This is a genomic window from Chryseobacterium sp. GTID13, assembly GCF_056172655.1.
In genome coordinates this window covers 653,262-677,336 of sequence record NZ_JAOCMB010000002.1, presented here as the reverse complement: position 1 = coordinate 677,336, position 24,075 = coordinate 653,262, and the positions used below count along the sequence as shown (strand labels likewise).

Annotated in this window: 22 protein-coding genes and 2 pseudogenes; 12 read left to right on the top strand and 12 right to left on the bottom strand. The window is 39.2% G+C overall.

The annotated features are described in order from the left end of the window. The first annotated feature begins 10 nt into the window (after positions 1-10). The 4 genes and pseudogenes from N4G44_RS03400 to fabF all read left to right on the top strand — a co-directional run bounded on the left by N4G44_RS03400 (position 11) and on the right by fabF (position 3,573). The gene (locus tag N4G44_RS03400; RefSeq protein WP_474924623.1) at positions 11-616 is read left to right on the top strand and encodes a TetR/AcrR family transcriptional regulator; all 606 of its coding nucleotides are present in this window, start codon (positions 11-13) and stop codon (positions 614-616) included. Between the two features lie 10 nt (positions 617-626). Further along, complete coding sequence (locus N4G44_RS03395) at positions 627-1,895, top strand: acetyl-CoA C-acetyltransferase (RefSeq protein ID WP_474924622.1); 1,269 nt, start codon at positions 627-629, stop codon at positions 1,893-1,895. A 9-nt stretch (positions 1,896-1,904) separates the two neighbouring features. Then, positions 1,905-2,330, top strand: coding sequence for a PaaI family thioesterase (locus tag N4G44_RS03390; protein WP_474924621.1), 426 nt, complete (start codon positions 1,905-1,907; stop codon positions 2,328-2,330). A gap of 2 nt (positions 2,331-2,332) precedes the next feature. Continuing rightward, positions 2,333-3,573: pseudogene (gene fabF, locus N4G44_RS03385) on the top strand (beta-ketoacyl-ACP synthase II). A gap of 73 nt (positions 3,574-3,646) precedes the next feature. Here fabF and N4G44_RS03380 read toward each other — a convergent pair. The 3 genes from N4G44_RS03380 to msrB all read right to left on the bottom strand — a co-directional run bounded on the left by N4G44_RS03380 (position 3,647) and on the right by msrB (position 5,365). Further along, positions 3,647-4,027: a cupin domain-containing protein gene (locus N4G44_RS03380; RefSeq protein WP_474924620.1), complete on the bottom strand. Its 381-nt coding sequence runs from the start codon at positions 4,025-4,027 to the stop codon at positions 3,647-3,649. A gap of 9 nt (positions 4,028-4,036) precedes the next feature. Further along, a complete protein-coding gene (locus N4G44_RS03375; protein ID WP_474924619.1) occupies positions 4,037-4,792 on the bottom strand; it encodes a murein L,D-transpeptidase catalytic domain family protein in 756 nt (251 codons plus the stop codon). Positions 4,793-4,921: 129 nt separating this feature from the next. After that, on the bottom strand, positions 4,922-5,365 hold the full coding sequence (gene msrB / locus N4G44_RS03370; RefSeq protein WP_474924618.1) for a peptide-methionine (R)-S-oxide reductase MsrB: 444 nt from the start codon (positions 5,363-5,365) through the stop codon (positions 4,922-4,924). Positions 5,366-5,594: 229 nt separating this feature from the next. Here msrB and N4G44_RS03365 point away from each other — a divergent pair, with 229 nt between their 5' ends. Next, positions 5,595-6,839 carry a DUF445 domain-containing protein gene (locus N4G44_RS03365; RefSeq protein WP_474924617.1) on the top strand — a complete coding sequence of 415 codons (1,245 nt, stop codon included), beginning with the start codon at positions 5,595-5,597 and terminating at the stop codon, positions 6,837-6,839. Positions 6,840-6,866: 27 nt separating this feature from the next. Beyond that, the gene (locus tag N4G44_RS03360) at positions 6,867-7,751 is read left to right on the top strand and encodes a hypothetical protein (protein ID WP_474924616.1); all 885 of its coding nucleotides are present in this window, start codon (positions 6,867-6,869) and stop codon (positions 7,749-7,751) included. A gap of 28 nt (positions 7,752-7,779) precedes the next feature. Here the strand turns inward: N4G44_RS03360 and N4G44_RS03355 are convergent. Further along, positions 7,780-8,816, bottom strand: a pseudogene (locus N4G44_RS03355) (quinone-dependent dihydroorotate dehydrogenase). A gap of 131 nt (positions 8,817-8,947) precedes the next feature. Next, positions 8,948-9,496, bottom strand: coding sequence for a pseudouridine synthase (locus N4G44_RS03350; protein WP_474924615.1), 549 nt, complete (start codon positions 9,494-9,496; stop codon positions 8,948-8,950). A gap of 374 nt (positions 9,497-9,870) precedes the next feature. On the opposite strand from N4G44_RS03350, the gene N4G44_RS03345 reads away from it, so the two are divergent. Next, positions 9,871-11,412 carry a glycine--tRNA ligase gene (locus N4G44_RS03345; RefSeq protein WP_474924614.1) on the top strand — a complete coding sequence of 514 codons (1,542 nt, stop codon included), beginning with the start codon at positions 9,871-9,873 and terminating at the stop codon, positions 11,410-11,412. Positions 11,413-11,678: 266 nt separating this feature from the next. Beyond that, positions 11,679-13,199 carry a hypothetical protein gene (locus N4G44_RS03340; RefSeq protein WP_474924613.1) on the top strand — a complete coding sequence of 507 codons (1,521 nt, stop codon included), beginning with the start codon at positions 11,679-11,681 and terminating at the stop codon, positions 13,197-13,199. 25 nt (positions 13,200-13,224) lie between these two features. Here N4G44_RS03340 and N4G44_RS03335 read toward each other — a convergent pair whose 3' ends face one another. Beyond that, positions 13,225-14,550 (bottom strand): M48 family metalloprotease, encoded by a 1,326-nt coding sequence (locus N4G44_RS03335; protein WP_474924612.1) that lies wholly within the window; start codon positions 14,548-14,550, stop codon positions 13,225-13,227. Positions 14,551-14,623: 73 nt separating this feature from the next. Between N4G44_RS03335 and N4G44_RS03330 the strand changes: the two genes are divergently transcribed. The 4 genes from N4G44_RS03330 to N4G44_RS03315 are packed head-to-tail and all read left to right on the top strand — an operon-like array spanning position 14,624 to position 17,962. Beyond that, the gene (locus tag N4G44_RS03330) at positions 14,624-15,784 is read left to right on the top strand and encodes a serine hydrolase domain-containing protein (protein WP_474924611.1); all 1,161 of its coding nucleotides are present in this window, start codon (positions 14,624-14,626) and stop codon (positions 15,782-15,784) included. A gap of 5 nt (positions 15,785-15,789) precedes the next feature. Then, positions 15,790-16,401 (top strand): YdeI/OmpD-associated family protein, encoded by a 612-nt coding sequence (locus N4G44_RS03325; protein ID WP_474924610.1) that lies wholly within the window; start codon positions 15,790-15,792, stop codon positions 16,399-16,401. After that, entirely contained in the window at positions 16,353-17,708 is a 1,356-nt protein-coding gene (locus N4G44_RS03320; RefSeq protein ID WP_474924609.1) for a tetratricopeptide repeat protein, read from the top strand. Before N4G44_RS03325 ends, N4G44_RS03320 begins: the two co-directional genes overlap by 49 nt. A 2-nt stretch (positions 17,709-17,710) precedes the next feature. Continuing rightward, positions 17,711-17,962, top strand: coding sequence for a helix-turn-helix domain-containing protein (locus tag N4G44_RS03315; RefSeq protein ID WP_474924608.1), 252 nt, complete (start codon positions 17,711-17,713; stop codon positions 17,960-17,962). Here the strand turns inward: N4G44_RS03315 and N4G44_RS03310 are convergent, their stop codons facing one another. The 6 genes from N4G44_RS03310 to N4G44_RS03285 form a co-directional block, all read right to left on the bottom strand. After that, the gene (locus N4G44_RS03310; protein ID WP_474924607.1) at positions 17,963-18,874 is read right to left on the bottom strand and encodes a hypothetical protein; all 912 of its coding nucleotides are present in this window, start codon (positions 18,872-18,874) and stop codon (positions 17,963-17,965) included. It lies immediately after the preceding gene. 8 nt (positions 18,875-18,882) lie between these two features. Then, complete coding sequence (locus tag N4G44_RS03305) at positions 18,883-19,668, bottom strand: hypothetical protein (RefSeq protein WP_474924606.1); 786 nt, start codon at positions 19,666-19,668, stop codon at positions 18,883-18,885. Positions 19,669-19,704: 36 nt separating this feature from the next. Further along, the gene (locus N4G44_RS03300) at positions 19,705-20,262 is read right to left on the bottom strand and encodes a complement C1q domain-containing protein (RefSeq protein WP_474924605.1); all 558 of its coding nucleotides are present in this window, start codon (positions 20,260-20,262) and stop codon (positions 19,705-19,707) included. Further along, positions 20,241-20,564, bottom strand: coding sequence for a hypothetical protein (locus N4G44_RS03295; protein WP_474924604.1), 324 nt, complete (start codon positions 20,562-20,564; stop codon positions 20,241-20,243). Before N4G44_RS03295 ends, N4G44_RS03300 begins: the two co-directional genes overlap by 22 nt. 228 nt (positions 20,565-20,792) lie before the next feature. Then, a complete protein-coding gene (locus N4G44_RS03290) occupies positions 20,793-22,064 on the bottom strand; it encodes a Y-family DNA polymerase (protein ID WP_474924603.1) in 1,272 nt (423 codons plus the stop codon). 173 nt (positions 22,065-22,237) lie between these two features. Continuing rightward, entirely contained in the window at positions 22,238-23,821 is a 1,584-nt protein-coding gene (locus tag N4G44_RS03285) for a Na+/H+ antiporter (RefSeq protein WP_474924602.1), read from the bottom strand. Positions 23,822-24,075: the final 254 nt, after the last annotated feature.

Here is a 24,075-nt window from a genome sequence, read left to right as displayed (position 1 = left end):
AAATACTTCAATGTCAAAAGCAGAGAAAACCAGACAGTTCATTATTGAAAAAACAGCCTCTTTGTTTAATACCAAAGGCTATATGTCTACGTCTTTATCTGACATTTCGGAAGCTACGGGTCTCACGAAGGGAAGCATCTACGGAAATTTTGAAAATAAAGACGAAGTTGCCCTCGAGGTTTATAAGTATAATGCTGCACTGCAGGCAAAAAACATGACGAGATCTTTCGGCGATGAATTTGTGACTATTATAGATAAACTACATGCAATTGTCAGTTTTTACCGGAAAAACTGGAAAGTAGTATTCGAAGGCGGGGGCTGTCCCTTGATGAATGCAGCCACAGAAGCTGATGATACTTTTCCTGACCTGAAAAAACAGGTAACCCTGTCTTTTGAAAGCTGGATTCAAAAAATAACAGCCGTCATTATTGTTGGGCAGGAAAACGGAGAAATACATCCGGATATTCATGCTGATGAATACGGATCGCTCTTCATTATGCTTATAGAAGGCGGAATACTCCTCTCCAAAACAACAGGAGATGAAAGGTATTTAAACACCGCCCTAAACAAAATAGCATTTATGATCGACAAAGAACTAAAAATACTTCCATCATAAAATTTTCATTATGGAAACAAAAAAAGTGGCCATCGTAGGATACAGCAGAATTCCTTTCGCCAGAATCAATACCGCTTATGCAGACCTGGATAACCAGGAACTTCTGGAAGCAACCCTTAACGGGCTGATCTCCAAGTACCATTTACAGGGAAAACTTCTTGGTGAAGTAGCTGGAGGAGCCGTTATCAAGCACATCTCAGAAAGCAACCTCATCCGGGAAACCGTAATGAATACTGCACTTGATCCGGGAACACCTGCATGTGATCTTCAGCAGGCCTGCGACACAGGAATTGAAGCAGCAGTGTACATTGGAAATAAGATTGCTTTAGGACAGATCGAAAGCGGAATCGCCTGCGGAGTTGAAGCCATGAGCAATATTCCGTTCGAATCAGCGCCGAGATTGAGAAAAGCATTATTAAAAGCCAACAAGGAAAAATCAGTATTTGGAAAACTAAAACAGCTCTTAAGCCCAAAACTAAAGGACTGGATGCCTGTTCCCTATAAAGGGCAGGAACCGAAAACAGGCCTGGTAATGGGTGGTCATACAGAAATCACAGCAAAATACTATCAGATTTCCCGTGAGGAGCAGGATGAGCTGGCTTTCAGAAGTCACAAAAACATGGCTCAGGCTTATGATGAGGGATTTTTCGACGATATGATCATCCCCGCTTTCGGCCTAGATAAAGATAATAATCTACGGAGAGATACCAGTCTTGAAAAGCTGTCCCAATTGAAACCTGCTTTTGATAAGGAAAACGGAACCCTGACTGCCGGAAACTCAACTCCTTTTACAGATGGGGCATCTGCCGTTCTGCTGGCCAGTGAAGAATGGGCCAAAGCCAATAATCTTCCTGTTTTAGCTTACATTACATTTTCAGAAGTAGCAGGGATAGAATATGTTGAAAATAAACAAAACCTTCTTCTTGCCCCGGTTTTTGCTGCCGACAGAATGCTTAAAAAAGCTGGAATGAAGCTGGAGGATTTTGATTATTATGAAATTCATGAAGCCTTTGCGGCACAGGTTCTGGCTACTATCAAGATCTGGGAAAACGATGATCTGGCTAAAAAATTCGGTCTCGAAAAAGCATTGGGCAAAATTGACAGAAATAAACTGAATGTAAAAGGCGGAAGCCTGGCCGTTGCTCACCCTTTTGCAGCAACAGGCGGAAGAATTATCGGAACTCTGGCCAAACTTCTCCACGAAAAAGGAAGCGGGAAAGGCTTTATCTCGATCTGTGCCGCACGGGGACAGGGCGTTACTATGATTTTAGAAAAATAAACAAATAATATGGACAGATTAGCACAACTGCAGCAATTCATCGGAAAGGAATTCGATCAGTCGCCATCACCGTTTATGAAGTGGCTCAATCCCATCGTTCTTTCCGCAGAAGAAGGACACCTGGAGTTTCAATATAAAGTAAGATCTGAATGGCTTAATCCTATCGGAAACCTACATGGCGGGGTAACAGCAGCCATTGTTGATGATATTATCGGAGCCACCATGTTCTCTCTGAATGAAAATTCTTTCATAACAACCATCAATAATGTGATCGATTATTTTTCAACTGCAAAAGAAAATGATAATATTGTAGCCGAAACGAAAATTATAAAAAGAGGCCGGCAATTTGTGAATGCACAATGCGAAATATGGAATGCAGACAAAACAAGACTGATTGCCAGGGGAACCTCCAATCTATTCAAAATTAATAACTAGATATGAAAAGAGTTGTCATTACAGGACTGGGCGCAGTAACGCCTTTGGGGAACAATGTCGAAGATTTTTGGCAAAACAGTATTAACGGTGTCAGCGGAGCGGGTTTAATTACTCATTTTGATTCAGAGAAATTTAAAGTGCACTTTGCCTGTGAAGTAAAAAACTTTGATCCGAAAGTTCACCTGACCCACAATGAAATAAAAAGAAGCGACTTATTTTCGCAATATGCTATGTACGCTTCCACCGAAGCTATTCAGGATTCCGGACTTGAACTGGAAAAAATGGATCCTTTTGATACAGGAGTAATCTGGGGAACCGGACAGGGCGGAATGGTAACCTTTGAAGGAGAAGTCATGAATTTTGCAGACGGAGACGGAACCCCTAGATTCAACCCTTTCTTCGTTCCTAAATTTATTGCCAATATGGCTTCGGGAATGATTTCTATGAAATTCGGCCTGCAGGGGATTAATTATACCACCATTTCAGCATGTGCAACAGGAAATACAGCTTTGATGGATGCCTTCAACTATATCCGTCTGGGCAAAGCCAAAGTGATTATCAGTGGAGGTTCTGAAGCGGCTATCACACCTGCTTCTATAGGCGGGTTTTCGGTAATGAAGGCGATGTCGACTAGGAATGATGATTTTGCAACCGCAAGCCGTCCTTATGATGCAGAAAGAGATGGTTTTGTAATGGGTGAAGGTGCAGGTGCCCTTGTTCTTGAAGAGTACGAACACGCAAAAGCAAGAGGTGCTAAAATCTATGCGGAACTGGCCGGAGCTGCTATGACTGCCGATGCTTACCATATGACCGCACCCCATCCGGACGGCATAAGTGCCATTAAAGCAATGCAGCTAGCCATGAAAGAGGCCGGTGCCAATACAGAAGACATTGATTATCTTAATCCCCACGCCACTTCTACACCGATTGGAGATGTGATCGAGCTGAATGCAATCAGCAAATTGTTCGGAGGAAGCAAAAATCTTGATATTAGTGCAACGAAATCTATGACGGGGCATTTATTGGGTGCCGCAGGTGCTGCTGAGGCTATCCTTTCCATTAAAGCTGTCGAAAAAGGAATTATTCCACCTACCATCAATCTTCACCGTATTGATGAGAACATTCCTAAAGATGTGAATATTGTTTTCGGAGAAGCTAAAGAAAAGGATATTAATTTTGCCTTAAGCAATGCTTTCGGATTCGGGGGCACAATGCCACTCTGGTTTTCAAGAAATTCAGCTAAATCAAATAAAAAAAGCAGTCAAAATTGACTGCTTTTCCATTTTATTACTGATCCCGGTAATGAAATAAATTTCCTACCTGGTATCAGCAATAAAATAATCCTCCGCATGGTCAGCGATCGGAATATAAAGCCTTTCCCATTGATCCCCTTCTATTATATCCCAGCTGTGTCCTTCTCCTTTAGTATCTTCAGCAAGCAAAATGATCCCCGGTTCAATAAGAAACGTAGAACCATTACTTACCCTGAATCTTATATTGCCTTTTAATGTTACAACATATTGCCTTCTTGGAGCCGGATGGGTTACTTTTTCCCATTCCTCAACGGTATTGCTTATCCAAAAAGTGGTTGTATTCATTGGCTTTAGGGTCGGAATTTTCCCTTTTTCGAACGTACATGTTCCATCGGAATTATTCGTCAGCCTGACAGCAGAAATAAACTCTGAAGAATCTTCCATTTCAGATCATTATGACTTCAGCCACTCTGAAGAAGACAAATAATTCTGATCCGGATAATAGATGAAAAGACAGTTTCGTCCTTTTATCGTATTAATGATCGGCTGCGTCAATGCCTTAGGTATTGCAGGACATCCCCAGCTTCTTCCGATTCTTTTGTGCATTGCTGCAAAATCATCACTTACATAATCTGCCCCGTGCATTACGATTGCTCTTCTGTACGCTGCATCATTAAAGCCTTTATCCATCCCCAACAGTTTCAAAGAATATCCGTTGTCTCCCTGGTAAGTGGCATCCGTGATATAAAATCCTAAGCTGCTCTGCAGCGAACTTTCCGTGTTAGAAAAATTCGTCGCAAATTCTTCGCCTGTATTTTTTCCGTGTGCTACCAGTGAATTGAACAGTACCTTTTTCTCATTGGTATCAATCACCCAAAGTCTTTTTGTATTCGAAGACATAGAAAAATCGCAGATAGTCAATAAATGCGACTCCGGGTTCAGTAATCCTGCTTTTTTTAAATTTTCAAAACCTGTTAATGCTTTGGCAAAAACTTCGTAATTCAGTTCATGCTCAGGTTCAAATTGAATTGATTTGTACAATTCTTCTGATGAAGATGCGGTAGAAGCGGTCTTCCCAGATTTCGTGTCTGCTGCTTTTTCAATTTTTGTTGTGTTGACATTCTCACTCTTTACATCCTTTTTGGGCGAAAGATAGAATGAAGTCGTGACCAAGTATAACAGGCCCAATACACTATAAATTCCTTTCATTCAATACTATTAAATTCCAAATTAGTGAGGCAAAATTATAAAAACATAATTACCAGACCCTTATAAGTCTACAAAGTTTAACTGAATTTAAGAAACTTTAACGTCCTGATTTCGTGAATTAAAGACCGTTTATTTTTCAGAATCGCCAACAAATTCGAGGCTTACAGAATTCATACAATAACGTAATCCTGTTGGTTTCGGGCCGTCGTCAAAAACATGTCCAAGATGTGAATCACAGCGTTTGCAGAGAACTTCCACTCTTTCCATTCCATAGGTGGTATCTCTTTTATAATAAACACCTTCCTTGTCCGCTTCGAAAAAGCTTGGCCATCCGCAGCTGCTGGCAAATTTTGAAGTGGAACGGAAAAGATGGTTTCCACAAACTGCACAGTAATAATCACCGGTTTCATCGAATTCATTATACTTTCCGGTAAATGCTCTTTCCGTAGCTGCCTCTCTGGCAATCGCATACAGGTCCGGAGCAAGGATCTTTTTCCACTCATCATTGGAAATGTTAAGTTTCGTAGTATCGGTTCTTGAATAGTATGGATTGTTTTTTGCTTGGTTTTCCATAGAATTATTTTAAATATTTTTGATATGTTTAAGAATAAAACCACAAAAGTTTTTTAAACACTTACGTTCTTTTAAGTTAAAATACATCACGCACCAGAAGTTCACTTAAGTTTTTATGAAAATCTCTGTGACCTTACTGTTTTTCAGGAAAGTATTTAAATAAAGTTTTGTGACTTTCGTGGTTAGAATAAATCATAAGTTCACAACCAAATTTAGTAAATTTGAGAATATGAATGATGAAGCCAAAAGAAAACAGCTGAGAAAATATAAAATGTTTGCCACCGGATTATTTATTCTGATGGCTGTTATTTTCATTGCCACTACCTTACTTCAAAAATCTAACCCTTCTCATTGGTTGGGTTACGTAAGGGCCTTTTCCGAGGCGGCAATGGTAGGAGCGCTTGCAGACTGGTTCGCAGTAACTGCCTTGTTCCGGCATCCGTTGGGCCTTCCTATCCCTCATACCAACCTCATTGAAAACAGTAAACAGAGGCTTGGCGACAATCTCGGCAGTTTTGTAGTGAGCAATTTTCTTTCTCCGCAAAATATACGTCCCTACATTCAAAAGCTTAAAATTTCCAATTTTGTAGGGGAATGGCTGGGTAAAGAGAAAAACCAGGATATTCTGATCAGAAACCTTTCGGATATTGTTTTGGATATCCTCAATAAACTTGATGATACTTCCGTAAGCCAGTTCATCAGCAAGAAAGTGTCCGAAATGACGGATGATATCAAGCTTAATAAGGTAGTCGGAAACGGAATCAATTATATTCTGGAAAAAAATGATCACCAGAGAATGGTGACCAATCTTTCCAGACAGATTAAAGATTATATTATTGAGAATGATGAAATGATCAAAGAGCGTGTGCAAAAAGGAAGCTATTCCTTTATTCCGGCTTTCGTTGATAATAAGATCGCTGATAAAATTGCCAGCGGGCTTTCTGATTTTTTTAAAGAAATTGAAGAAGATCCGGAGCATGAAATCCGGAACCTTGTTACCCAGAAAATCCATGAATTTTCTACAGATCTGAAAGAAGATCCGAAATGGGACGAAGAATTTAAAAACATTAAAAACGGTCTCCTGAAAAGTGATAAACTGGAAGAGTATTCCAGCGATATCTGGATTTCCATTAAAAAAACATTGATGAAGGAATTACAGGATGACCAGTCTTCTTTAAAAAGCTATCTCAGCAAAAACCTGAATGAGTTTTCCCAAAATTTAAAAACGGATGAAAACCTTCAGAATAAAATAGACCATTGGGTAAGGGTAACGGCCTACAAATGTATTCTTAAAAACACCCATCAGTTCGGTAACCTCATCAGTTCTACCGTAGGAAACTGGCAGGGTAAGGAATTGAGTGAAAAAATGGAACTGGAAGTGGGAAAAGACCTTCAGTTTATCCGGGTAAACGGAACTTTGGTCGGTGGGCTGGTTGGGCTGATTATTTACACGATAGCTCATTTCTTTCTCTGAAAAACTCAATAAAAACTACTACCAACCATGAAAAAAATTTTGACTTTATTATTTTCCTTAAGCTTAACATTTTTTCTCTGTCAGAAAGTTGAACTTAAGGAAGTAACGGATTCCTCGCAGGTTTTCAAAGGAGAAATTGCAGGAATACCGATTACCATGCAATTAAATTACACCGGAATTGTAGATTGCAGTCAATACCAGCATTTTGTAGACGGCTGGTATTATTATGACAAGCATCAGAAGAAGATTTCTTTGTCCGGAATTTACGATTATGGTAAACTATACCTCTACAATTTCGGAAGCAAACAAAAGCAAAGTTTTAAAATACTTCAGGAAAAGATTACTTCTCCCCGGCTGATTGAAAAAACAGACAGTATCGCACAAACGTTGAAACCTAAAGAGGCTTTTGACTTTACCAATGAAGATTTGCATACAGAAATTACCGGAAATTTCCATTTGAAAGATAAAACTTATGCTGCCAAATTATTTACTCTGGATAATATGATTTACAGGTTTAATAATTACCTGATTCTCCCTGACAACAGGAAAATAAACACGTATGATTTCATAGACCGATATGGCGGTAATGAATTAATATCCTATAAATCCGACAACGCAGGAAACAGAGTTCTTTTATATTTTGAACATATGTCTAATTTCAACGCATGCGGAATGTGCGGGGCAAGTGAAGGCGAAAAAGGCTACAGAGTTCTGTATTTTACTAAAGACTGGAACTATAAGAACTATGAGGAGTTCCTGACCGAAAGCTGCCTTCAAAACATCTACGACACAACTGAGACAAAATCTAAAGACCGGAAAATATTAAAGTATAAGATCAGCAAAACCACCACTTCTCCTGCTTATACTCTTACAGTTGATGTAAACAATGCTTCTGTAATAAAAACAAAATAAAAAGAGAGCTTTTCAACTCTCTTTTGTTTTATCTTGGAAGCCTAGTGGCTCTTTTTAAAAGCTCTTTATTGATCTCATTGATTAGTTCCGGACCTTCGTAGATGAATCCGGTGTAAAGCTGTACCAGAACTGCTCCGGCATCCAGTTTCTCCATGGCATCTTTTGCAGAATGAATCCCTCCTACCCCGATAATCGGGAAAGCCCTGTTGCTTTTATCAGATAGATATTTTATCATTTTTGTACTTCTTTCACGGATCGGCTTTCCGCTTAGACCACCGTTTCCGATCTCTGCTAAAGTCTCAGGGAAGTTTTCAGACCTTCTCTGTTGACAGAGGTATTAGAAACTACAATTCCATCGATTTTTGTTTCATCGATCAATTCTATAATTTCATCTAATTGATTATTATTCAAATCCGGAGCGATTTTCAGTAATATTGGTTTCTGTACAGCTTTTGACTGGTTGATTTTCTTAACTTCAGTAATTAGTTCACGCAGGTATTCAACATCTTCCAGCTTGGCGTGGCTTCCTACGTTCGGACAGCTTACATTGAGGACGAAGTAATCCACATGGGGATGAAGACCTTCAAAACAGTCCAGATAATCCTGGGTATAGTTTTCCGGTTTTGTATCGGTATTTTTTCCGATGTTTCCACCGATGATTATTTTTCCTTTGTTGGATTTCAGTTTCCCGATCGCTGCTTCCAAACCGTCGTTATTGAACCCCATCCTGTTGATAATTCCACCATCTTCAATTAAACGGAATAATCTTTTCTTAGGATTTCCAGCCTGGGCTCTTGGAGTTACCGTCCCGATTTCTACAAATCCGAAGCCCAGGTCGCCCAATTCATTAAATAAAACAGCATTTTTATCGAAACCTGCGGCGAGTCCTACAGGATTTTTAAATTTCAATCCGAAAACTTCTCTTTCCAGACGCTTGTCTTCAATAGGTTTGGGTAAAAACAGCTTAGTAAGAAATCCAAAATTTTTAAGCATTGAAAATGTAAAATGATGAACTTCTTCGGGATCAAATTTGAAGAGAATGGGTCTGATGATACTTTTGTACATTGAAAAAAGTTTTACAAAAATACTCAATTTAAAATTAATCTTTAGTTGACCTGTGATATTTTATCAAAATGCATTTTATATACAACATCTATAAATGTAAATCCGCATAATTGTAACATCAATTTAGATTATTAAGAATATGAGCTCAAATCAAAATTCAGGATATCTCCTATTCTTTTGAACTCTTCATCTATAGTAGCATTTACCGTAATTCTTTCGTTAGAAACAGGATGATTAAAAATCAATTGATGGGCATGAAGCGTCATTTTATTAATGCCAAATGTTTCCAGCCACAATTTATTTTGTTTGTTACAACCATGTTTGCGACAGCCTAAGATCGGGTGCAGAATATGTTTGAAATGTTTTCTTAACTGATGAAATCGTCCCGTTTCAGGAATAGCTTCCACTAAACAATACCTGGAAGTCTGGTGCTTTAAGAAAGGTAAATCAATTTCTGAAGTCTGCAAACGACGATAATAAGTGACTGCATTTTGCTTGACTTCGTTTTCATTAATCAAGTCGTAATCAATTGTTTCTTCTTCTTTCGTCCAACCTCGGAGAATGGCTAAGTACTTCTTTTCAACTTCTTTTGCCGCAAATCTATCGCTCATAACCCGAAGAGTATCTTTGTTTAAAGTAAACAGTAAAACGCCCGAAGTTTTTCGGTCAAGACGATGCACCGGATAAACTTTTTGCCCTATTTGCTTTCTCAGTTCCTGGATGGCATATGTATCTGCCTCCCCGAATAAAAAGATTTATGAACCAGTAGTCCGCTCGGTTTATTGATAGCAATAAGATGTTCATCGCGATAAAGAATTTCTAACATGGAGCAAAAGTAGAGATTTCTGATTGATTTAGCCCTGATTGAGCGGTATGTCTGAGCTCTTTTCTGGATTTGGGTTGCAGCGGCTCCGCCGCCGCAACCCAAATCCAGAAAAAGCGAGTAGCGAAAGCAGGTTCCCGGCTCCTAATTACCATGTACATAAAAACTTCCATCTTCCATCCTCAACTTCCGGCTTTTTCACTATTTTTGCACATCAGACGTAAAAAAATTATGGCAAAGCAAGAAGATGTTTTCAAGAAAGTGATTTCTCACGCTAAAGAATACGGATTTATTTTCCCTTCCAGTGAGATCTATGACGGTTTATCCGCTGTTTATGATTATGGACAGAACGGTGCCGAATTAAAAAACAATATCAAACAGTATTGGTGGAAAGCTATGGTACAGCTTAACGAAAATATTGTCGGCATTGATTCGGCGATCCTTATGCACCCTACCACATGGAAGGCATCGGGCCACGTAGACGCTTTCAACGATCCATTGATTGACAATAAAGATTCTAAAAAACGTTTCAGAGCAGACGTTTTGGTAGAAGATTACTGTGCTAAAATTGAAGACAAAGAGAATAAAGAAATTGAAAAGGCGGCGAAAAGATTCGGTGATGCCTTCGATAAAGATCAATTTGTTGCAACGAATCCAAAAATTCTTGAATACAGAGCAAAAAGAGAGGCTATTCTTTCAAGACTGGCAAAATCCCTTGAAAATGAAGATCTTGCTGATGTAAAAGCTTTAATTGAAGAGCTGGAAATTGCTGATCCTGATACGGGTTCTAAAAACTGGACGGAGGTAAGACAGTTTAACCTGATGTTCGGAACTAAATTGGGTGCTTCCGCAGATTCTGCAATGGATCTTTATTTAAGACCGGAAACAGCTCAGGGTATCTTCGTGAACTTTTTAAATGTTCAGAAAACTTCACGTCATAAGCTTCCTTTCGGTATTGCCCAGATTGGTAAAGCCTTCAGAAATGAAATTGTTGCCAGACAGTTTATCTTCAGAATGCGTGAATTCGAGCAGATGGAAATGCAGTTTTTTGTGGCTCCGGGAACTGAACTTGAATTCTACGAAAACTGGAAGCAAAAACGTCTGAACTGGCATTTAGCGCTTGGATTAGGTAATGAAAATTACAGATTCCATGATCATGAAAAATTAGCTCACTATGCGAATGCTGCTGCAGATATTGAATTCAACTTCCCGTTCGGGTTTAAGGAACTGGAAGGTATTCACTCCAGAACTAATTTTGATTTAAAAGCTCATGAAGAATATTCAGGAAGAAAACTTCAATTCTTCGATCCTGAAAGAAACGAAAACTATGTTCCTTATGTAGTGGAAACTTCTGTAGGTTTAGACAGGTTATTCCTTTCTATATTTGCTCACTGTCTGAAAGATGAAACGCTTGAAGACGGTTCAGAAAGAACAGTATTGTCTTTACCTCCTGCATTGGCTCCGATCAAAGCTGCTATCCTTCCGTTAATGAAAAAAGACGGTTTAGCTGAATATGCAGAAAAAATCTTCAACGACCTGAAATACGATTTCAACCTGTTCTATGAAGAAAAAGATGCCATCGGGAAACGTTACAGAAGACAGGATGCCATCGGTACTCCTTACTGTATTACCATCGACCATGATTCTTTAACGGATCATACAGTAACCATTAGAGACAGGGATACGATGCAGCAGGAAAGAGTTTCTGTTTCAGATTTGAGAAGGATTATCGACGAGAAAACGAATTTCAGAAATTTACTTTCTAAAATATAGATTAAAGCCCCAGTTTCGGGGCTTTTTTATTGCTTACTTACAAACATAAACATCTGCGTAATCTGCTAAATCTGCGAGCATTAAAAATTTCTCGCAGATTTAGCAGATTACGCAGATTTCTTTTTTAAGGTAATTAAAAAGACAGCAAATCATCATTTCATTAAATAAACAATATCTATTTTTATAATTTATCTGAAATTTTCTCAAAGAAAATGAAACTTAACCTGCATATGCTATAATTTGTTATTTTTGGCAAAATTATAAACATGAAAAAAATAAGTTTACTGGTTTTTGGCCTGGTACAAATGATGATCTATTCACAGACCCAGGACCTCACCACCCTTGCTGCCGGCGACCATGTGGGAATGAATGCCCTGTTTGATGATAAAGACAACCTTTACGGCTATGTGTCTCTTTATTCTTACGGAAAAACCGGTGATAAGACCAAGAAATTCGAATATGTAATTCTTGATAAAAACCTCAATCCGGTTGCCAATAAAGAATTTGAAGGAGATATTACAGCAGCTTCTTACCTCGGTTATGTAGATTTTAAAGGACAAATTATTTTAAAGCCATCGATGATGGATTATTCCCTGGTAAAAAACAGGGAAATCTTCACTCCCGTTTCTATGGTAATAGATCCGAAAACCAATACTATTAAAAGAAAAGTCTACTATGATTATCTTGAAGATGGCACTTTCAAAGAAATCAATGAGCCTAAAAACTGGAAAGCACAGCGCAAAGAAAACCGTGATGAGAAAAAAGAAAAGGGCTATAACTATGTTTCGGCGGTGGGAGAAGTAAAGGAAGGTGGTTATTTTGCCATAGAATACAAAGACTACGGAAAATATATAAACAGCAACAGCATCATTAAATTCGATGATAATAAAAAAGAGCTTTGGAGGTACAAATACAATACGGACGGGAATAAAAAAGTATTCACCACATTATCCATCCTGGAAAGGGATGAGAACTATATGTACTGTATCATGAAAAAAGTAAACGACGGGCAAAATGCATTCAGTCTTCTTGTCATTGATATGAAAACCGGAAAGGAAGCCTCTAACAAACCCATTAAAGGTACTTTAACAGACAATACCCTTGATAATATTGACTCATATGGAAGACTTGATAACGACAAAACCTTTGACGACAAAGTTGTTCTGTTAGGTAGAAATCTTGACAAGTTTGAAACTATTGGATATGCAAGAATGATGGTTAACAAAACAGACTTTACCGTAGATACCCGTTGGATCAATTTTGTTCCAGATCTTAAAACTTTTCTTCCAAAAATCAATACCAGTGGCATAGTGGAAAACGGATACATGCTTCAGACCAAGGATATGTACTTTATGAATGACGGAAGCGTAGGAATTCTTACTGAAAAATACAAACCGGAAGGCCAATACAGCGCCCCTAAAACCACCGATCTTGTTTATATTTACACCGATAAAGATTTCAAGATCAAAAATGTTCAGGTTTTTGAAAAAGAAAAAACAAAATGGTTCAACAGCGATTACCTTTTCTCCCAATACCTCAACGGCGGGAAAGATGTCGTTTTCTTCTACCGCGATTACCAGAAAGACGAAGTCACCAGACAGAAAAAATGGAACCTTTTCATCAACACGGTTATTGACGGAAAGTTCAAGCAGGAAATTATCCCTATTTCCGAGAAAGACAATTATGCCGTTACCCCATACGTTGGAAAAGAAGGCTATATTCTTCTCCGTGAGTATAACGAAAAAGAAAAATTCAATAAGATCCGTTTAGAAAAACTAAACTACTAGAAAAAAGAAGAATCCTGATGATGCATCAGGATTCTTTTATTGGGTAGCCGGTCTGGTAAAAATCTGCTATATTTTTGATATCGTCAAGGCTTAAATTCCACATGAAGTTCAGGAATTGCTGGTAACTCTCACTTTGGTTTTTAGGCTCTATCCTGTCCAGATAGCGGTTCAGGTTATAATTTTTCCGGGCCTCATATATTTTAGCAAAACATTTACCCAGCCAGCCCTTATAATATTTTTCCTCTTCACCATCCTGCAGAAACTGCATGGAGGCATAGATTCCCAGCCCATAATCTTCGGAATGAAAATAATTGGGAAGAATTTCCATCCGGGCTGTTTTCTTCAATGCTGTAAAAGTTTCAGAAGCTTTTTCCGGTTCCTCAGTCTTTTTAAGCTCTGTAAAGATTTTTTTAAGGTTTTCGATTCTGCGGGATATTTCGGGATGCGATGCCAGAGAGTCCTTGTCCAGCTTTTCTTTATAAAAATTATAATTGTACAGCGAAAAATCCTCCTTTTTCATCCATTTTTCATTGAAAGCCTGCTTTGGAAGGTCAAAAAGCTTTTTATAAGTTTCCACCTTCAGTTCGCGGGGAGAAATGGTGTCAAAATCCTGCAGCCGCTGAAGGGCATTAACAAATTCACCCTTTTTAAAATCACTGTTTTTAAAAATCACATAACCCAGTGAGTCTGCCTTCATTTCCTGTTTTCTTCTTTCCACTCCTTTTTTATAAGCACGGTTTTTAAGAATGTCAAAAGCCTTCTGATTCTGGCTCTGGCTGCGTTTTACCGTTGTTTCTTTCAGGTTTTGAACAGTCATTTTATCCATCTCATTCTGTTCAATGATGCTTAAAAATGTTTTTAGCGAATGCTCATCAATCTTATGCCCTAATTCGTGGGTAATGACTGCTGCAACCTGGTCTTCACTGTTCAGCCAATTATATAATCCCATATTAATTACAAAAGTTCCGTCCGCAAGGCAGTAAGCGTTGGGCGTATTATCTCTTGCTACCAGGATTTTCAGGTCCTGGGGAATATTTGGATTGCTTTTTCTGAGGCGCTGGATCAGGCTTTTTATTTCATTTTCAAATTCAGACTTGAAGATAAAATCTTTATTTTTTACCTGCTTTTCGAAATCGGTTCCGAATTCTTTATAAATCCTGGACAATTCTGAACTTGTCTTCCCCGAGTACTGTGATTTTAATTTTTTAATAAAAATCTCATTATTTCCGGCAAAACTTTTCAAAAATTCCTTTCTCTGCAGATAGTCTGCGGTGTCGATCATTTTATAGGTCTGGGCTGCTGCCGTCACTGAAAAAATGAAAAATATAAATACAATAAATTTTCTGGCCATATTTTCATCATTAATCGCAAAAATAGTTTATTTACTGTTCCTTTCTTATTTTCTTATCAAAATTATTTTAAATTTGTTTGAGACTGATACTCATGATTATATGAAGGCATTAAAATATGTAATAGGCGGAGCAGCCGCAGGGGCAGCTGCAATTTATCTTTTGGGATACGATTATTTATTCAGCGGAATTTCCAAAACCTATCTCAAAGGCAAATTAAGCGCTAATATCGACGACGGGAACCTGTTTCCGGGAAACCTCATCGCTACGAAAGAACCGGTACTCTGGCCGGAAGATCCCGAATACAATCATAAGGAATTGCCTGAACATATGATTGAGAATCTAAAACATTCCAAAACAGCTGCTTTTGTGGTGATAAAAAACGGAAAAATCCTTCATGAGCAGTATTGGGACGGATATAACCAGCTTTCCGGCACCAATTCTTTTTCTATGGCAAAAGCAGTTACCGTCATGCTGTTGGGAAAAGCTCTGGAAGAGGGAATCATCCAAAATATTGATGAAAAACTTTCTGACTTTTATCCTGAATTCAAAGAGAAAGAATTCGGATGTAATGTCACTCTGAAAAATTTGGCCCAGATGGAAGCAGGACTTGACTGGGATGAAAATTACAGCAACCCCTTTCTGCCCAATGCAAAAGCCTACTATGGAAAAAGTCTTGTAAAAGCTACCTTTTCCAGAAGGTTTAAAGAAGAGCCCGGCACCAGATTTGAATACCAGAGCGGATCTACACAGCTTCTCGGATTTGCTTTGAAAAAAGCCCTTAACCAAACATTAGCTAGCTATTTATCTGAGAAATTCTGGATTCCGATGGGAATGGAACAGAATGCCACATGGAGCACAGATAATTACGGAATGGAAAAAACCTATTGCTGCATCCATTCCAACGCAAGGGATTTTGCCAGGTTGGGACAGTTATTTCTGGATAACGGAAAAGTAGGCGAAAGGCAAATCTTCAATCCGGATTTTATCGAACAGATGAGAACGCCTACTCAAAAATCCGAAGAAATCTACGGAATGGGCCTCTGGATCAATCATGACAATCCCATTAAACATTATTACTTTCTGGGTCTGCAGGGACAATATATCATCATGGTTCCGGAACACAATATGGTTATCGTAAGAACCGGAAGCTATAAGAATAATCCAAAAAATGACAGGGGAAGGCCGGATCAGGTAAGATTTCTTGTCAACGAAACCGTACAATTATTTCAGTAAAAACAATGGAAAAATACAGTCCTAAAATAGATGCCTATATCGAGAAATCACAAGATTTCGCAAAACCTGTTTTGCAATATATCCGGGAAACCGTTCATGAATTCTGTCCCGATGCAGAAGAAGTTATGAAATGGAGCTTTCCGAATTTTACCTATAAAGGAAAGATCCTCTGTGCGATGGCTTCATTCAAACAGCACTGCACTTTCGGGTTCTGGCTGGAAAAAGAAATGAAAACAATGAATGAGATCACCAGGGATATTGAAAAAAATTCCATGTTCAGCCTGGGAAAGATTACAAAAATTGAAGATCTACCCTCCAAAGCCCTGTTAAAAAAGGCAATTGCTGAAGCGATGGAGCTTACAGATATGGGAGTTACAGTAAAAAAGGCAGCACCATCTAAAGTGGAAACTGAAGTTCCTGACTACTTTCAGGATGCCCTGGAAAAAAATAAAAATGCTTTAGCCGTGTTTGAAAAAGGTTCACCTTCTTTCAGAAAAGAATACATTAACTGGATCACGGAAGCTAAAACGGAAACAACCAGAAATAAGAGAATGGAACAATCTTTGGAATGGTTAGCCGAAGGAAAATCCAGAAACTGGAAATACGAAAAAAAGTAAACATAAACACAAATGGAGAAAAAATTATATTCTTTCTCTTCTTTATTTTTTCAGGCGCACTATTTTCTCAAAAATTTGATTTTGAGAACCAATATCAATATGCCCGCTCACTCACCTCCAAAAATCCGGACAGCTCTGAAATTGTCCTGAATGCTATTATAGACTCTGCACAGAAGAAAAATGTTCCCAATTATATTGCCAAAGCTTACTATCTGAAATCCTACAACAGATATTTAAGATCAGACGCAAAAGGAGCTCTTGATTTCGCAGAAAAAGCATTGAAAATTTCTTCTGAGAACAATTATGCACCCGGAAAAGCACTCGCCTACAGAATGCTGGGAACACAGTATGCAAAGCTGGGACTGCTGAAAGAAGCCTCCCAAAGCCTGAATAAAGGCCTGTCTGAAATAAAAAATGAAAACACTGATGAAGGACACGAACTGAAAGGAATGATTTATAATTCTTTTCTCATACTTCTGAATCAGAATGAATACCAGAAGAAAGAACTTTACTCTAAAAATGCAGTCCGGGAATTTCAGCAGATCAAAAATATTCCGAGACGGAACGAACTCCTGGTTTCTGCTTACACCAATCTGGGGTATAATTTATCGGAAATCAAAAAATTTGATGAAGCTAAGTCTTTTTTTGTGAAAGCTCTCGCCCTGGTTGGGAATGATAATTATTATCTGAAATCCAATATTCTTCACGATATAGGGTTTTCATTTTCCCGGCAGAATAAGCAGGACAGCGCTGTTTTGTATTATCAGAAGGCTTTAAAAATTGCCAGTCGGTATGGCTTTAACGAAAAGAAAATAGAAATTACAAAAAACCTGGAAGAGGCCTATACCAAACTGAATGACCTTCAAAATGTTCAGAAATATAAATTGAAGAATCTTGAACTGAAGGACAGTATTGCCTACAACCAGAAAATGGCTGTGAATGCAACCCTCAGCCACAAGGAAGAAAACTTCGACCGGCAGCTGGTTAAAAGTCACAGCCTCTCCAAAGGTCTGATTATCACCTGCATCATTCTTCTCATCGTCCTGGGAGCAGTTATTTTTAACATGTTCAGCCTGAGAAAAAAACACAAAAGATCTGTTGCCCAGATTTATCAGCAGGGAATTACCCCTGTTGCTTATGAAGAAGACCTTCAGGAAACCGAAGATCATTCCGGGAACAATATTACAGCCGACATTAAAATTTCCCCCGAAACTGAAGAACATATTCTTGCAGGATTAAAAGCCTTTGAAGAGAACTTTGACTTTAACAAAAAAATATTTCACGTTATAATTTATCTAATGCACTGAACGTGAACACAAAGTATTTATCTGCAGTTATTAAAAAGCATAAAAATTTCAATTTCAATCAATACATCAATCACCTGAGGATCAATTATGTAGTTGATCAATTAAAGATTGAACCTCAGTTCCGCAAATACAAGATCAACCACCTCGCTGAGATTACCGGCTATTCCTCCCACAGTGCTTTCTCTCTTGAATTCAAAAAAATTACGGGAATGCACCCTTCCGCATTCATCAAAGCACTTGAAGGAATTTCCTGATTACTGTTCCGCTATAGTCAGGTTATTATATCCTCCTGTATTATTCAGTGAAAAACCTGCCGTAGCTAATCCGTTCAGATTAAACCAGATATAAGGCATCAGGCGTTGTCCCGTGGTCATATAAAATGAAGCCGTACAGTTGCTTCCCGCATCAATATTCCCGTTGCTGTTTGAAGACATGGTATTGACACATTTTACAGTGTTTACAATATTTGTGGAAAGTAGACCCGTTGTATTATCGTAAAGCTGCCAGATGGCTTCTATCTGGATTGGGTTTAAAGGGTCTGTTGTATAATTAATGGCAAGCGGAGCCAGGTCTGTGGTAAAAGTAGCAACATACACCCCATTCCGTGGGGCTGTGAAAATTCCCGTTGAAGCATTGAAACTGGTTCCGGAATTGCTCTCAAAAGTTTTCGTCCAGCCTACCAGGTAATTACTTGCCCGGTTCTGCAGTCCTGTGGTCGTAGCCGCAGAAGGTGTAACCAGCTTTACCGTATTGTCCGTTTTTGCCGCAATAACAATCACCTTACTAACGGCCGGCTGTGCAGTAAGGAGAGGAAGCCACTGACTGCCATTGGAATACTCCATTCCGGAATTGTAACGCACCGCTCCCTCATCCGCAGCCGCTGCTGTAAGGGTAGAAGTTCCAAAGCCAATTGCCCCGTTTCCGGAATTCCTGGCATCTACTTTCACTGCGGGGTTGTGTGTTCCCGCTCCCATCCTTCCTTCACTGGTAATTAAAACATCATTACCCTGCTGAGCAGGTGTAAATGAAGTTCCTGACGAAGGATTATCTTTCTGGCCATCGGTATGAAGAATTCCTCTTGGGTTTGGGGTATTGATTCCCACCTGTGAAAAGGTAAAATTAAAGCTCAATGCTAAAATTATTAATAAATATCTTTTTTTCATCATTCCTGTTTTTATAATCCGAAAATACTTAGGGAAGTCAGTGAACCATCCGTATCCAGCGTTTTTGAAGTTCCTAAAGCCTGGTTCAGGCTTACCGTGATATTATCCCCCTGATTAAGGTTAAAAATCCCCGAACAGCCTCCTGCCACACGGTTGGAAAGCGAATTGGTTCCCGGATAGCTTCCCACACATTTGAACACCTTATTTGTTGCTGAAGAAGCTGAATTCGTCTGAATCAGTGTTTCATAGCGTGAATCATTGGCAATAGTTCCCGAAGCCAGTGAAAATGTAAAAGAAACAATGTATATTCCTGTTTTGGAGGCAACAAAAACTCCCGTTCCGGCATTAAAACTCCCATTAACATCTGTCTTTTTTGTCCAGTTCGTAAGGGCCGTCTGTGTCCCGTTTGTAAAACTCTGTGACGAAGAATTTTCTGCATCCACAAAATCATTGGGTGCTTTATGGGCCAATGTAACCCATGAAGATCCATCCGAGTAACTCATATCCTGCGTTCCGGAATTATACCTCATCGCACCTGCTTTTGCTGCAGATGCCGTTTGTGAAGTTCCGCCAATACCTAAGGCATTCAGATGTTCATCGGAGCGTAGATCCAGTCTGGTTTTTGGTGATTTTGTTCCGGCTCCCATATTTCCCGAAGAGGTCACCACCACATCATCATAGTAGCTCGCCGGTGATGCCGGAACAGTATTTTTCTGCCCGTCCACATGAAGAATTCCTTCCGGAGCAGACATATTGATTCCTATTTGTGCCTTAATAAACAGACTTCCGCCCAGCATTAAAGCAATTGCTAATCTTTTTTCATATCAAGTGTGTTATTGTTCTACTATGGAAAGATTGACAAAGCCATACTCATTACTTGCCGGGGTAGTATCCGTCCGCAAACTTAAACTTCCGTTGTATACCGACTGGTAAAGGTGCGGCTGGAAGGTATCTCCTTTATTAAGCTGAACTCCGGCCACGCATGAGCCGGCAACCTGGGCCTGCTTTGAGGTATTCGAAAAAGATTTTATGCACTTTTTAACGACAGTATTCCCGTTCACAACATATCTGGCTTCGGAAAAATAGCCTGAAACAATAGGAATCCTTACAAAATCATAGGTAAAGGAGATTAAATAAACACCGGTTCTGGGCGCTGTGAAGATTCCGGTTGCAGGTGTAAAATTGGCAGTAGGATCAGAAATTTCTGTCCATCCGGAGATTCCGGTAGAACTCTGATACGGAATTTTAACGGCAAAGTTAGCGGCCTGAAGATTAGCAACTACAACAGCTTTGGTAGGTGAAGAAATAAAATCCTGCCACACAATTCCGTCCGAATACTGCATTTTTCCGCCATTCAGCGGGTTGTATCTCATCGCTCCGGACCCCGCCACAGGTGCGGTCTGGGTGGTTTCCCTATCCCTATAGAATTATCTGAATTATTAGCAGACCGGGCGTCTATTTTTACAGCGGGGGTAAGGGTTCCCACTCCTATTTCGCCATTAACCGTGAATGCAACATCATTAGCTGCCTGAGTAGCGGTTGGCGCTCCCGAAACAGGGTTATCTTTGGCTCCATCAGCGTGCAGGAGGGCTTGAGGATTTGATGTATTAATACCGACCTGTGCATTAACAATATTCATCAAAAAACATCCTCCAGCCACTACACCTTTCATCAATGTGTTTATTTTTTTCATGTAGTTTGTGGTTTTTAGAATGTAAAAATTCTTCAGCAAAGATAAATTGAAGGAGATTATCTGTACAATACATGAAAAGGCAACCAAAGTGTAATTGATTGAAAATGTAATATTTAAAAGAATAAAAGCAATATCAAAATTCGGAATTTTAATAATTTACCACCACAAGTTTCAATAAAACATGCATTTTTTTAATCAAAAAACATATTAGTCAGAAAATTTTAAACACTAATGAAATCTGAAATTAGCTTCAGGAAGGGTATTGTTTTTTAAGAAAGCTTCGTATTCCGGAGAAAGCCGGGCCCGTCCGAATGTGTTTTCTCCGCTCATACTTCCGAGACGCACTTTATCTTTCCCGAATTTTTTGTTCATGGCATCCATTGCTTTCATCACGGGAAGATGTTGGTTTTGCGAATCTTCTTCAAAAAGACTGATAAGCCTTTCATTTTCCGGAACGAAATCATTCACGATAACTCCTGCTCTTTTATATTGGAAGCCCTCTTTGTAAATGGTTTCAAAAAGCTCATTCACTACCCTGCCTATCAGAATAGAGGAATTGGTAGGATTGGAGAGAATCCTTGTGACTGCATTTTTATATTCAGGCAGGTCTTTCCTGAAGCGGTTGGTCTGAATGAAAACGGTGACCATCCTGCAGCATGTATTCTGCTTGCGGAGCCTTTCGGAACAGTACATCCCGAAGGTTTCCACCCGTTCCCTTACTTCTTCTTTGCGGGAGAGCATTTCCATGAAGCTTCTGGTTACGGCAATGGATTTTTTGGGAGATGGCGAGTCTAATTCCAGCTGGCGGATTCCTTTCAGCTCATTGATCATCCTCACGCCATGAATTCCCATTATTTTCCTGACCCACATTTCAGGCTTCTGAAGGAGATCCCAGGCTTTATAGACGCCGCTGTCGTGCATTTTGGCGGCAAGCCTTCGTCCTATTCCCCAGACATCACCTATATGGAGCCATTTTAAGGCTTTTTCGATTTTTTCAGGAGTATTCAGGATATACACTCCGTCAAACTGGTCGGGAAATTCTTTCACAATCCTGTTGGCCACTTTGCAGAGTGTTTTGGTAGGAGCAATTCCTATACTTACGGGGATATTTTCCTGCTTTTTAATATCATCCTTAATTTTCAGGCAGTAATCATGGATGTCTACATATTTAAAGCCTGAAAGATCCAGAAACAGCTCATCTATGCTATACACCTCATAATCCACAACATATGATCTTGAAATATCAATCACACGCTGGCTTTTATAATTATAGAGCTCAAATTTCGCAGAGAAGCTTTTTACGTCATGCTGCTTGAAAAGTTCTTTATATTTGAAGGCAGGGGCTGCCATAGGAATGCCGAGATCTTTAGCTTCTTTACTTCTGGACACCACACATCCGTCGTTATTGGAAAGTACCACAACAGGTTTCCCTTCAAGCTCCGGATCCAGAGTTCTCTCACAGGAAACAAAAAAGTTATTGCAGTCTACTAAAGCATACATGACAGAAGGATGATAATTTTATACAAAATTATCAATTTTAAAGATAATTATTCTCTTTTGCTTAAAAATTAACACCATATTTAACACACTGAATATGATGGAGTTAATTTATTTTAAATGCGTCATGTTTTGTCGTATTAGCAATGTAATTTGCCTGCCCTGAATTTCTCTGTCTATATCATTTTCAGACGTTCTTCCTCCAGATCGATCTGATATAAATGCTGGCGGATGACTTCCTCATTGATGGATACATCCTTATTAAGCTCTGAAAGATACTGTCTCTGGCTTTCAAGCATTTCAACAAAAATAACTTTGTTTTTTTCATTCATCCAGCCTTCGTCATTCGCTTTGTTTTTTTCTTCCCAATGGATCAGCATTCTTTCTATTCCGGCATGTCCCTGTAATTCGTTTTCATGCTTTGTTTTCAGGAAGTGGTAAATGTGCTGTCTCAGCTCACGTTTTATTTTCTGCCTTGTTTTTTCTTCCTCTTCTTCGTTCATAAAATCCCGGAAAGCATTGACTTTATTGATGAAATAAGGCAATGTAAGCCCCTGAACCAATAAAGTAAGCAGGATCACCACAAATGTGATGAATAATATAAGATTCCTGTTAGGAAAAGGAGTTCCGTTTTCAAGAGTTACGGGAATTGCTAAAGCCGCAGCCAGTGATACTACGCCGCGCATTCCTGTCCAGCCAAGGAAAAGAGGCATCAGGAGAGTTCTTCTTCCCGTAGATGCCCGTGGAGCAACACTGGGACGAAAGATCATGGTAGCCAGCATAGCAGCATAAGAACTGATTATTCTGGCTAAAATAAGAATAACCGTCACCAGCAAACCGTATTGAATAGCCGTCCCCAAAGGAATTCCTTCAGAGCGCAGCCCTCCTACAATTTCAGGAAGCTCAAGACCGATGAGCAAGAAAACGATACCATTTAATATGAATACAACGCTTTCCCATACGCTATAACCTTTTATTCTGCTTGCACTATTCAAAAATACCAGACGTCTTGTAGACATATACAGACCTCCCGCCACTACGGCAAGCACACCGGAGCTGTGAAGCTGCTCTGCAATCCAGTACATAAGATAAGGTTCTATAAAGGTCAATGCAATGTCTGAGGACGCATCTGTAGGCAGCCTTTTGTGTACCTGTACAAAGATCCATCCCAGCAGCAGTCCTATTCCTGCTCCTCCGATTACCATCCATAAAAAGCTCAGAGAGGCTTCCTGCCATACAAACTGACCGGTGCCGACAGCTATGAGTGCAAAACGGAAAATAATCAGGGAAGAAGCATCATTCAGTAAACTTTCGCCTTCTAAAATTGCTGATGTGGTTTTAGGTATTTTCACAAATTTCATAATGGCTCCTGTACTTACCGCATCCGGTGGAGAAACAATTCCCCCGAGCAGAAACCCAAGCGCTATTGTGAATCCGGGAATGAAATAATTGGCTGCTACAGCCACGGAAAGTGCTGTAAAAAATACAACCAGAAATGCAAAACTACCGATAATCCGCCACCATCTTTTCATTTCTTTAAAGGAAATTGCCCAGGAGGCTTCAAACAGTAAAGGCGGTAAAAATATAAAGAAAATAAGGTCCGGATCTACTTTTACAACCGGGAGTCCGGGTACAAAACTTACCAGCAGCCCGAATACAACCAGGAGAATGGGATAGGCGATCTTCAGTTTGGTTGCCCACATATTAAGCAGAACAATAGCGGCAATCATTGCCAGAAAAAAGGGTAATATAGTATGCATGAAATATTGTGTTTTTTATGGCAGCTCATTTATTTTCATGAATTGCTTTATACAAATATACAGTCAATCTGCTTTTCTTTTATTAATTTTTATGATCGTATTTGAACTTAAGTTTACGGGAGTATAAAAATCTTATGATTGTTTATTTCCATGTATTCATTTTTTGAAACAATGCTCATTTTCAAGGGGTAAAACAGCCTGAAAATTTCTATCTTTAAAATATATTTTTTTATTGCATATTTTTAATAAACACG

Excerpts from the sequence above, each read along its gene's own strand:
- N4G44_RS03400 (WP_474924623.1), top strand. The coding sequence starts at position 11 with ATGTCAAAAGCAGAGAAAACCAGACAGTTCATTATTGAAAAAACAGCC.
- N4G44_RS03395 (WP_474924622.1), top strand. The coding sequence starts at position 627 with ATGGAAACAAAAAAAGTGGCCATCGTAGGATACAGCAGAATTCCTTTC.
- N4G44_RS03390 (WP_474924621.1), top strand. The coding sequence starts at position 1,905 with ATGGACAGATTAGCACAACTGCAGCAATTCATCGGAAAGGAATTCGAT.
- N4G44_RS03380 (WP_474924620.1), bottom strand. The coding sequence starts at position 4,027 with ATGGAAGATTCTTCAGAGTTTATTTCTGCTGTCAGGCTGACGAATAAT.
- N4G44_RS03375 (WP_474924619.1), bottom strand. The coding sequence starts at position 4,792 with ATGAAAGGAATTTATAGTGTATTGGGCCTGTTATACTTGGTCACGACT.
- msrB (WP_474924618.1), bottom strand. The coding sequence starts at position 5,365 with ATGGAAAACCAAGCAAAAAACAATCCATACTATTCAAGAACCGATACT.
- N4G44_RS03365 (WP_474924617.1), top strand. The coding sequence starts at position 5,595 with ATGAATGATGAAGCCAAAAGAAAACAGCTGAGAAAATATAAAATGTTT.
- N4G44_RS03360 (WP_474924616.1), top strand. The coding sequence starts at position 6,867 with ATGAAAAAAATTTTGACTTTATTATTTTCCTTAAGCTTAACATTTTTT.
- N4G44_RS03345 (WP_474924614.1), top strand. The coding sequence starts at position 9,871 with ATGGCAAAGCAAGAAGATGTTTTCAAGAAAGTGATTTCTCACGCTAAA.
- N4G44_RS03340 (WP_474924613.1), top strand. The coding sequence starts at position 11,679 with ATGAAAAAAATAAGTTTACTGGTTTTTGGCCTGGTACAAATGATGATC.
- N4G44_RS03335 (WP_474924612.1), bottom strand. The coding sequence starts at position 14,550 with ATGGCCAGAAAATTTATTGTATTTATATTTTTCATTTTTTCAGTGACG.
- N4G44_RS03325 (WP_474924610.1), top strand. The coding sequence starts at position 15,790 with ATGGAAAAATACAGTCCTAAAATAGATGCCTATATCGAGAAATCACAA.
- N4G44_RS03320 (WP_474924609.1), top strand. The coding sequence starts at position 16,353 with ATGGTTAGCCGAAGGAAAATCCAGAAACTGGAAATACGAAAAAAAGTA.
- N4G44_RS03310 (WP_474924607.1), bottom strand. The coding sequence starts at position 18,874 with ATGATGAAAAAAAGATATTTATTAATAATTTTAGCATTGAGCTTTAAT.
- N4G44_RS03305 (WP_474924606.1), bottom strand. The coding sequence starts at position 19,668 with ATGCTGGGCGGAAGTCTGTTTATTAAGGCACAAATAGGAATCAATATG.
- N4G44_RS03295 (WP_474924604.1), bottom strand. The coding sequence starts at position 20,564 with ATGAAAAAAATAAACACATTGATGAAAGGTGTAGTGGCTGGAGGATGT.
- N4G44_RS03290 (WP_474924603.1), bottom strand. The coding sequence starts at position 22,064 with ATGTATGCTTTAGTAGACTGCAATAACTTTTTTGTTTCCTGTGAGAGA.
- N4G44_RS03285 (WP_474924602.1), bottom strand. The coding sequence starts at position 23,821 with ATGCATACTATATTACCCTTTTTTCTGGCAATGATTGCCGCTATTGTT.